This is a genomic window from Burkholderia sp. Tr-20390 (assembly GCF_017104595.1).
Taxonomy (GTDB): Bacteria; Pseudomonadota; Gammaproteobacteria; order Burkholderiales; family Burkholderiaceae; genus Burkholderia.
The window spans coordinates 1-9,052 of record NZ_JAAGPC010000259.1; the positions used below are offsets into that span (position 1 = coordinate 1).

Consider the following 9,052-nt stretch of genomic DNA (forward strand, 5'->3'; position numbering starts at 1 on the left):
TTCCACGACCCCTGCCGCCGCACCCGCGCATGCCGATCCTTCGGCGAGGGGGCGGGAACCGGGGGGGCGGGCTGACCGGCGGCCGTTCCGCCCGCACGTGACGCTCGCGCGGCTGCCGCACGATGCGGTCGGGCAGCCGGCGCACGGCGGTGCGGTGAAGCGGCCGGTCGCGCTGCGGTTCGACGCGCTCACGCTGTTCGAAAGCCGGTTGTCGCACGAAGGCGTGTCGCATCGGCCGATCGTGTCGGCGCCGATTGCACGGGCGGACGGTGAGGCGGGCGGCCAGGCGGCGCAGTGAGCGGCTTGTGAGCTGCGTTGCGATTGCCGGCCGCCATGAGTATCGCGTCAGCGCATCGCGTCGACGATATCGCCGGGCCTACTACCTGGCGTAGCGCGCGAGCGTCAACCCCGACAGATCGATCTCCGGCTCTCGCCCCGTGACGAGATCCGCCACCACCTTCCCCGAACCCGTCGACATCGCCCAGCCCGTCGAGCCGTGGCCGACGTTCAGCCAGAGTCCGTCGATCCCGCTTGCGCCCAGCAGCGGCGGCCCGTCGGGCGTCATCGGCCGGCGGCCGACCCAGAAGCGCGCCGACGCCCGATCGGCCGCGTGCGGGAACCAGTCGTCGAGCACCTTCATCAGCGTATCGAGCGCCTGCTGGCGCAGCGCGGCGTGCCGGTTGCCGAGTTCCGCGGTACCCGCGACGCGCAGCGTCGGGCCGAAACGCGTGATCGCCGTCTTCAGCGATTCGTCCATCAGCGCGGCGCGTGGCGATTTCTCGTCGTCGACGACGGCGAGCGTCGCCGAGTAGCCCTTCACCGGATACAGCGGTACGTCGATGCCATGCGGCCGCAGCAGGCCGGCGCTGTCGACGCCGAGCGCGACGACGATCGCATCGGCAGCGAGCCGCACGTCGCGGTGCTGGCCGCCGGGGTTCGATGCGCGCGGATTCGGTCCGCCATCCTCGTCGCCGGTGCCGACGATCCGCACGCCGCGCACCCGGCCGGCTTCAACGTCGAGCGCCCGCACTTGCGTGCGAAAGCGGAACGTCACGCCGCTGGCTTCGCACAGCGCCCGCAGTTCGCGCGTGAAGCGTGCGCAGTCGCCGGCTTCGTCGTCGGGCAGGTAGATGCCGCCGACGGGCGCCTGCCGCGCCCAGCGCAAGCCCGGTTCGATCGCGGTGCAGCCGGCCGCGTCGAGTTCGCGAAACGCGATGCCCGCGTCGCGCAGCACCTTCAACGCGGGCTGCACCATCTCGACGTCGAACGCGCCGCGCAGCAGTTGCAGGTAGCCGCGGCTCGCGCCGTAGTCGAACGGATGGCGGTCCCGAAACGCGTGCAGGCACGCGCGGCTGTAGTACGCGATGCGCTGCATCCGCTGCTTGTTCACACGGAACCGCTCGAACTCGCATTCGCGCAGCCAGCGCGCGATCCAGCGCCACTGCGCGGCGTCGAGCGTCGGCCGGAAGATCAGCGGCGAAGCGGGCTTGAACAGATACTTGAGGATCTTGCCCGGCATCCCGGGCGCGGCCCACGGCGTCACGTAGCCGGGGGCGATCACGCCCGCATTGCCGAGGCTCGTCGCCTGCGCGACATCGGCTTCGCGTTCGATCACGGTGACGTCGCAGCCTGCTTCGCGCAGGTGCCAGGCCGTGGTGACGCCGATCACGCCGGCGCCGAGAACGATCACGTGCATGCGGTTTCCCGAACGAAGAGGCCGCTCACGACACGACGGCCGGATCGTCGACGAGCGACTTGCCGCGCGTTTCCGGCAGCACGAGCGCGGCGACGATCACGAGCAGGTAGCCGCCGCCGGCCACGAGGCCGATCGCCTTCACGAGCGACATCGACTGAGACAGCGCGCCGACGAGAATCGGGAAGAACGAGCCGAGCCCGCGCCCGAGGTTGTAGCAGAAGCCCTGGCCCGAGCCGCGGATCGCGCCCGGATACAGCTCCGACAGATAAGCGCCGACGCCCGCGAAGATCCCCTGCACGACGATCCCGAGCGGGAAGCCGAGCAGCAGCATCGCGGTGTCGGTGATCGGCAGCATCGTGTACGCCATGCCGAGCGAGAACGAGCCGATCGCGAACAGGATGAACGACGCGCGGCGGCCGAGCCGGTCGGACAGGATCGCGCCGACCACGTAGCCGACGAACGAGCCGACGATCAGCACGACGAGATAGCCGCTCGTGTTGAACACCGACAGGTGGCGGACGGTTTTCAGGTAGGTGGGCAGCCACGTCGTGATCGCGTAGTAGCCGCCGAGCATCCCGGTGCACAGCGCGCTGCCGAACAGCGTGGCGCGCAGGTGCGGCGGTGAGAAGATCTCGAGGAAGTGGCCCGACACGCGGCCTTCGTCGCGCGCGCGGCGGGTGGCCGTGTAGATGTCCGGATCGCTGACGTTGCGGCGGATGTACAGGATCCACAGCGCAGGCAGGATGCCAATCCAGAAGCAGGCGCGCCACGCGACCTGCTCGGGCAGCAGCGCGAAGAACGCCCAGTAGAGGATCGCGGCCGCGCCCCAGCCGAACGACCAGCTGCTCTGCACGGTGCCGACCGCTTTCCCGCGATGCTCGGGCGAGCGGATCGTCTCGGCCATCATGATCGTCACGACCGACCATTCGCCGCCGAAGCCGAAGCCCTGCAGCGTGCGCGTCGCGAGCAGCTGCCAGAACGAATGGGTGAAGCCGGACAGGCAGGTGAACAGCGCGAACGTCACGATCGTCCACTGCAGCACGCGTACGCGGCCGTAGCGGTCGGCAAGGATGCCGGCGACCCAGCCGCCGAGCGCCGACGAGATCAGCGAGCTCGTCGCGATCATCCCGGCCTCGCTCTTCGTCATGCCCCAGGTGGCGATCAGCGTCGGAATCAGGAACGAATAGATCATGAAGTCGAACGCATCGACCGCGTAGCCGCCGAAGCCGGCGTACAGCGTCCTGCGCTCGCGCGTCGACAGTTCGTTGAACCACTGGAATGCCTGCATGCTTGCCGCCCCCTCTTTTGTCTCGTCTCGCGCTGCCGTCTGGCGGCTATTTTACGGGCGGGATGCGGGGTGCCAAAAAGGTGAGTGCCGGTGTGTGGCGGCGCGGTGAATGGCGAGGGCGGTGGGCGTTCGTCCGGGGAGCGCGTGATGGCCGATCCGATCGCGCTTGGGCGACAGGCAGGCCCGGGCAACGGTGACGGTCCACGCGCCGGCACGGCGCGCGGGCACGTGCTTCAGAGCGTCAGGCCACCGTCGACATGCACGACCTGGCCGGTGATCTGCCGCGCGGCGTCCGACAGCAGGAACGCGATCAGCGCAGCCACATCGTCGGGTTCGGCGATCCGGCCGAGCGGTGTCGCCTGTTCGGCCTGCGCCCATGCGGCGGCATTGCCGGCGCTCGGCCCGTGGTCCTTGCGCGTGAAGCCCGGCGCGACTGCGTTGACGGTGATGCCGCGCGCGGCGAATTCGGCGGCGGCGGAGCGCACAAGCGATTCGAGCGCGGCCTTCGCAGCGGCAGTGGCCGCGAACGGCGCGTCGGCGCGGTAGCGGTGTGCGACGAACGAGCTGACCGCGACGATCCGCGGCGCAACCGACGCTTCGAGCAGCGGCCGCGCGCGGCCCGCGAGCGCGGAGAACGCGCCGGGCATCGCCGCGAAGGCGGACGCGAGCGCGTCCGCGGAAAGACCGGAAAAGGATTGCCGCGCGGCGAAGCCGGCATTGGCAACGAGATGATCGAGCCCGCCGAAGTGCGTGGCGGTCGCATCGACGAGCGACGCGGCGACGCCCGGCTCACCGAGATCGCCGGTAAGCGTGACGCATTCCGCACCGGCCGCCGTGCATGCGTGAGCAACTTCGGTGAGCCGGGCGCGCGCCGCTTCGTCCGCGCCGCGCGCGTGCAGCGCCAGCGCGATACCGGGTGCCGCAAGCCGCCGCGCGAGTGCCGCGCCGATCCCGGAACCCGCGCCGGTGATTAGCGCGATCCGTGCGATGTGCGCGGCGCGTGCGCTCAAGCCGCGACCTTGTCGCTGTCGTTCACGCGCTCGACGTTGATCGTGCCGACGTGGAACGCGGCCAGCGATTCGCGGTGTGCGATGCTGACGATCGCGGCCTTCGGCAGCCGTTCGGCGAACAGGTGGTACAGGCGCGCTTCGTTGTCGGCGTCGAGCGCGCTGGTCGCCTCGTCGAGGAACAGGAAGTCGGGCTTGTGCAGCAGCACGCGCGCGCCGGCCAGGCGCTGCTGTTCGCCCGGCGACAGCACGCGGGTCCAGTGCGCGGTCTCGTCGAGGCGGTCGACGTAATCCTCGAGGCGGCATGCGCGCAGCGCGTCGCGGCAGGCTTCGTCGCTGAACGCGTCGGCCGTCGCCGGATAGGTGAGCGCGGCCTTCAGCGTGCCGATCGGCAGATAGCTCGTCTGCGGCACGAACATCATCCGCGCGCCGACCGGCGCATCGATCGCGCCGTCGCCGAACGGCCACAGGCCCGCGAGCGCGCGCATGAACGTGCTCTTGCCGGAACCCGACTTGCCGATCACGAGCCAGCGCGAGCCGGGCTCGATCGTGACGCTGCCGATGTTCGCGAGCGCGTTGCCGTTCGGCAGCGCGAGCTTGAGCGACGACGTCGACAGTTTCGCGCCGTCGACGTAGTGCAGGTTGATGCCGCCGTGCTCGGTCGCGGGCGACAGGCTTTCCTTCAGGTGCGACGTGCTCATCACGCGCTTGAATTCGCGCAGACGGTTGACGGTGGCGCGCCATTCGACGAGGGTCGAGTAACTGTTGATGAACCACGAGAACGAATCGCTGACGGTGCCGAACGCGGACGAAATCTGCATCAGCACGCCGAACGAGAACGCACCCGCGAAATAGCGCGGCGCGGCGACGACGAGCGGGAAGATGATCGCGATCTGCCCGTAGAAGCTCAGCACGAACGTGAGCCGCTTCGTGTACTTCATCACGCGCCACCAGTTGTCGCGGATGCGCATGAAGAGGTTTTGCGCGTTGCCGGTCTCGGTCTTCTCGCCGTCGTAGAACGCGATCTGCTCGGCGTTCTCGCGCACGCGGATCAGCCCGAAGCGGAAATCGGCCTCGACGCGCTGCTGCTGGTAGTTGATCGACACGAGCGGATGGCCGACCTTCTGGATGATCAGCGAGCCGACCACCGCGTACAGCGCGGCCGCCCACACCATGTAGCCGGGGATCGCGATCGGCGTCGCGCCGAGCGAAATCGTCAGCGCGCCGGCGAGCGACCACAGGATCGTGATGAACGACACGAGCGTGACGACCGTCGACAGCAGGTCGAGCGACAGCGCGAGCGTGGTCGTCGCGAACGACTGGAGATCGTCGGTGATCCGCTGGTCGGGGTTGTCGGCGAGGCGGTCACGCTCGATCCGGTAGAACGCGCGATCGCCGAGCCACTGGCCGAGAAAGCGGTCGGTGAGCCACTGGCGCCAGCGAAAGCCAAGCATCTGCCGCAGGTAGCGGCCGTACACGGCGAGGATGATGAAGGCGAACGCGAGCGCGGAGAACTGCATCAGCAGGTTCGGGAAGTCGTGGACGTCCTTCGACTGCAGCGCGTTGTAGAACTCCGCGTTCCACTTGTTCAGCCGGACGTTGATCCAGACCACGCAGAGGTTGATCGCGATGATCGTGACCAGCAGGCCCCACGCGATTTTCCATTCGGACGATACCCAGTAGGGCTTGATGAGGCTCCATGCGGATACCGGGCGCTCGTCCTGCGGCGCGTCGGAGGCGGAGCGGACGGGATCGATCGATTGGGTCATGTGCTTCCTGATGAGTAGCCGGCGCGCGGGCCGGGCGAAGCCGGGCGCGCGCCGCGATACGGCATGCCGGGACGCGGCGCCGACTGACGGCGGGCGTCCGGATGGTCGCCCGCGCGTCTTAAACGGCACTTAAGGCCGGCGGTGACGCGGCAACCGGCCGCTCGCGCGGCCGGCCTGCGGGCATTGTGCCAGAGCGGCGCGGCACGTCGGCGAATTTGCCGCAAGGGGGACAGTTTGCGGCGCTTTCCGCTTTTATGGTCTAATGGCCGACGACGAAACAGGGGTGCTTCGTGGCGCGGCCGGCAGATGTTCCGGGCAGCGCGATGAGGCTGAGAAAGACCCTTCGCACCCGATCCGGGTAATACCGGCGAGGGAAGTTTCTGATCCCGCCGGGTCGCGCTGGCTGCCATCCCACATGGTCAGCGCCCTTGTCCCGCCCGGCCGGCCTTTGCTGCCGGTTTCGTCCTTTTGGGTACGCGCTTTGCGCGTTACGGAAGGAATGATGACCGCACAATCTTCAGTCTTTTGCATGGTTCCCGGCCCGATGCCGCGTGCACTCGCATGCGGCGGCGCGTGCGCGTCGACGCTCGTCGTGCGTGCTCGCGCGGAGGGCGCGCGATGAACGCCCGGGATTCCCGACCCGATTTCGCGGTGCTCGGCGGCGGCCTCGTCGGCCGCCTGATTGCCTGGCGGCTCGCGGGCGACGGGCATCGCGTCGCGCTTTACGAGCGCGGCGGCCCGGACGGCGAGCAGTCGGCCGCGTGGATCGCGGCCGCGATGCTCGCGCCGCTCGCGGAAGCGGCGAGCGCGGAGCTGCTGATCACCGAGCTGGGCGCCGCGTCGCTCGCGCGCTGGCCGCAGTGGCTCGCGGAACTGCCCGAACCCGTCTTCTTCCAGCAGCACGGCACGCTCGTCGTCTGGCACCACGCCGATCGCGCCGAGGCGCCGCTGTTCGAGCGGCGCGTGCGCGCGAACGCGCCGGCCGACCTGTTCGACCGCGGTTTCGTGACGCTCGCCGGCGCGCAGGTCGACGCGGCCGAGCCCGTGCTCGCGGGCCGCTTCGCGCGCGGCCTGCTGTTGCCGAACGAAGGCCAGCTCGACAATCGCCAGGCGCTGCGCGCGCTCGCGGCCGGCCTCGTCGAGCGCGGCGTCGACCTGCACTGGCACGTCACCATCGACGATGCAAACCTGCCCGCCGCGCATTTCACGATCGATTGCCGCGGGCTCGGCGCGAAACCCGCGCTGCCCGCGTTGCGCGGCATCCGTGGCGAAGTCGCGCGCGTGCGTGCGCCCGGCATCGGGCTCACCCGGCCCGTGCGGCTGCTGCATCCGCGCTACCCGCTGTACATCGCGCCGAAGCAGGACGATCTCTATGTGATCGGCGCGACCGAGGTGGAGGGCGAGGACATGTCGCCCGTCAGCGTGCGCTCCGCGCTCGAACTGCTGAGCGCGGCGTTCTCCGTGCATCCGGCGTTCGGCGAGGCGCGCATCCTCGAACTCAATGCGCAGTGCCGGCCGACGCTGCCCGATCATCGCCCGGCGGTGATCTGGGACGGCGCGTCGACGCTCGCCGTCAACGGCCTGTACCGGCACGGCTTCATGATCGCGCCGGAAGTCGCGCACGCGGCGGTCGCTGTTGCCGAAGCCGCGCTCGGCGGCGCGTTCGGCGATGCCGATGCGTTCGCCGCGTGGCGCGACGCCGAGCGCTGGCCGACGCTCCTTCATCACCGCAACGACGCGCGCCAGCCGGCCTGACGCGCGCTGCCGACCGAATTCGACGAAGCCCCATGGACATCCAGATCAACCAACAGAACCTGACGTTGCCCGACGGCGCAACGGTGGCCGACGCGCTCGCCGCGTACGGCGCGCGTCCGCCGTACGCGGTCGCGCTGAACGGCAACTTCGTCGCGCGCACGCAGCACGCGGCGCGCGCACTCGCGGCGGGCGACAAGCTCGACGTCGTGCACCCGGTCGCGGGCGGCTGAGCGCCGCCGCGTTGTTCACGCTTCGTCCCCGCTCTTTCAGGAAAACGACATGACGTCCCTCACCTCCGCCGACGCGTTGACGCTGTACGGCGAAACCTTCGCAAGCCGCGTGTTGCTCGGCACGTCGCGCTATCCGTCGCTGCAGTCGCTGTCCGATTCGATCGCCGCGTCGCGTCCCGGGATGGTGACGGTCGCGCTGCGCCGCCAGATGACCGGCGGCACGGCCGAAGCCGGCTTCTTCGACCTGCTCAAGCGCCACGCGGTGCCGCTGCTGCCGAACACGGCCGGCTGCCAGACCGTCGCCGAAGCCGTGACCACCGCGCACATGGCGCGCGAGGTCTTCGGCACCGACTGGATCAAGCTCGAACTGATCGGCGACGACTACACGCTGCAGCCCGACCCGGTCGGCCTGATCGAAGCGGCCGCGCAACTGGTCAAGGACGGTTTCAAGGTGCTGCCGTACTGCACCGAGGATCTGGTGATCGGCCGGCGCCTGCTCGACGTCGGCTGCGAGGCCCTGATGCCGTGGGGCGCGCCGATCGGCACGGGCAAGGGCGTCGTGAACCCGTACGGCCTGCGCGTGCTGCGCGAGCGCCTGCCGGACGTGCCGCTGATCGTCGACGCGGGGCTCGGCGTGCCGTCGCATGCATGCCAGGTGATGGAGTGGGGCTTCGACGGCGTGTTGCTGAACACGGCCGTGTCGCAGGCCACGCATCCCGAGATCATGGCGCGCGCGTTTGCGCAGGGCGTCGAGGCCGGCCGTGCCGCCTATCTCGCCGGGCCGATGGATGCGCGCGAGACCGCGCATGCGAGCACCCCGGTCGTCGGGATGCCGTTCTGGCACCAGGACGGAGGCGGCGCATGAGCGCGCGTTTCGCCGATGCATTCTGGCCACCGGCCGACGAACTGGCCGAAGCGGCCGAGCGGATTCGCGCGCGGCTCGGCGACTGGCCGCGCGGCACTGCGCCGTGGCGGCTTTGTGTCGCGGTGCCCGATGTGCCGGCCGATGGCGACGTGCTGATCGTCTCGGCTGGCGACCGCACCGCGCAGGCGCGCGTGTCGGCCGCGTCGCGGCCCGCGGCGCCGGGCGCCGTCGCGATCGAATTCGACGAGCAGGGCGCGGTGTTTCACACGGCGGGCGCGCGTTACGCGCTCGACGCCGCGCATCCGCTCGGGGACGACTGGATCGCCGCGCTCGCGGCGTTCCTGGATTGCGGCTTTGCGCCGATCGACGCGCTGGTGCTGGCGCTGGCCTGGCGCGACGGCGATGAAACCCGCGCCGCCGATGCGTGGCCGGTCGACGCCGC

Annotated in this window: 8 protein-coding genes, 1 pseudogene and 1 riboswitch; of the genes and pseudogenes, 5 read left to right on the plus strand and 4 right to left on the minus strand. The window is 70.1% G+C overall.

Annotated features, from left to right (window positions below; all coding sequences use genetic code 11):
• Positions 1-298: 2'-5' RNA ligase family protein (locus tag G3N98_RS36420; protein ID WP_277396944.1), on the plus strand; the 298-nt coding region annotated here is incomplete at its 5' end.
• Between the two features lie 81 nt (positions 299-379).
• Here G3N98_RS36420 and G3N98_RS36425 read toward each other — a convergent pair.
• From G3N98_RS36425 to G3N98_RS36440, 4 genes are all read right to left on the minus strand, one after another.
• The gene (locus tag G3N98_RS36425) at positions 380-1,696 is read right to left on the minus strand and encodes a D-amino acid dehydrogenase (protein WP_206150835.1); all 1,317 of its coding nucleotides are present in this window, start codon (positions 1,694-1,696) and stop codon (positions 380-382) included.
• Positions 1,697-1,721: 25 nt separating this feature from the next.
• The gene (locus G3N98_RS36430) at positions 1,722-2,984 is read right to left on the minus strand and encodes an MFS transporter (protein ID WP_206150836.1); all 1,263 of its coding nucleotides are present in this window, start codon (positions 2,982-2,984) and stop codon (positions 1,722-1,724) included.
• 233 nt (positions 2,985-3,217) lie between these two features.
• Positions 3,218-3,994 (minus strand): SDR family oxidoreductase, encoded by a 777-nt coding sequence (locus G3N98_RS36435; RefSeq protein ID WP_206150837.1) that lies wholly within the window; start codon positions 3,992-3,994, stop codon positions 3,218-3,220.
• Positions 3,991-5,760: an ABC transporter ATP-binding protein/permease gene (locus G3N98_RS36440; protein ID WP_089424329.1), complete on the minus strand. Its 1,770-nt coding sequence runs from the start codon at positions 5,758-5,760 to the stop codon at positions 3,991-3,993. Before G3N98_RS36440 ends, G3N98_RS36435 begins: the two co-directional genes overlap by 4 nt.
• 269 nt (positions 5,761-6,029) lie before the next feature.
• Positions 6,030-6,153: riboswitch (TPP riboswitch) on the plus strand.
• Between the two features lie 225 nt (positions 6,154-6,378).
• Here G3N98_RS36440 and G3N98_RS36445 point away from each other — a divergent pair.
• From G3N98_RS36445 to G3N98_RS36460, 4 genes and pseudogenes are all read left to right on the plus strand, one after another.
• A complete protein-coding gene (locus tag G3N98_RS36445; RefSeq protein WP_089460350.1) occupies positions 6,379-7,515 on the plus strand; it encodes an FAD-dependent oxidoreductase in 1,137 nt (378 codons plus the stop codon).
• 32 nt (positions 7,516-7,547) lie between these two features.
• A complete protein-coding gene (gene thiS, locus G3N98_RS36450; protein ID WP_011350713.1) occupies positions 7,548-7,745 on the plus strand; it encodes a sulfur carrier protein ThiS in 198 nt (65 codons plus the stop codon).
• A 49-nt stretch (positions 7,746-7,794) separates the two neighbouring features.
• The gene (locus G3N98_RS36455; protein WP_034183640.1) at positions 7,795-8,610 is read left to right on the plus strand and encodes a thiazole synthase; all 816 of its coding nucleotides are present in this window, start codon (positions 7,795-7,797) and stop codon (positions 8,608-8,610) included.
• Positions 8,607-9,052 (plus strand): annotated as a pseudogene (locus tag G3N98_RS36460) (thiamine phosphate synthase); the annotation flags it as partial. The gene G3N98_RS36455 and the pseudogene G3N98_RS36460, both read left to right, overlap by 4 nt.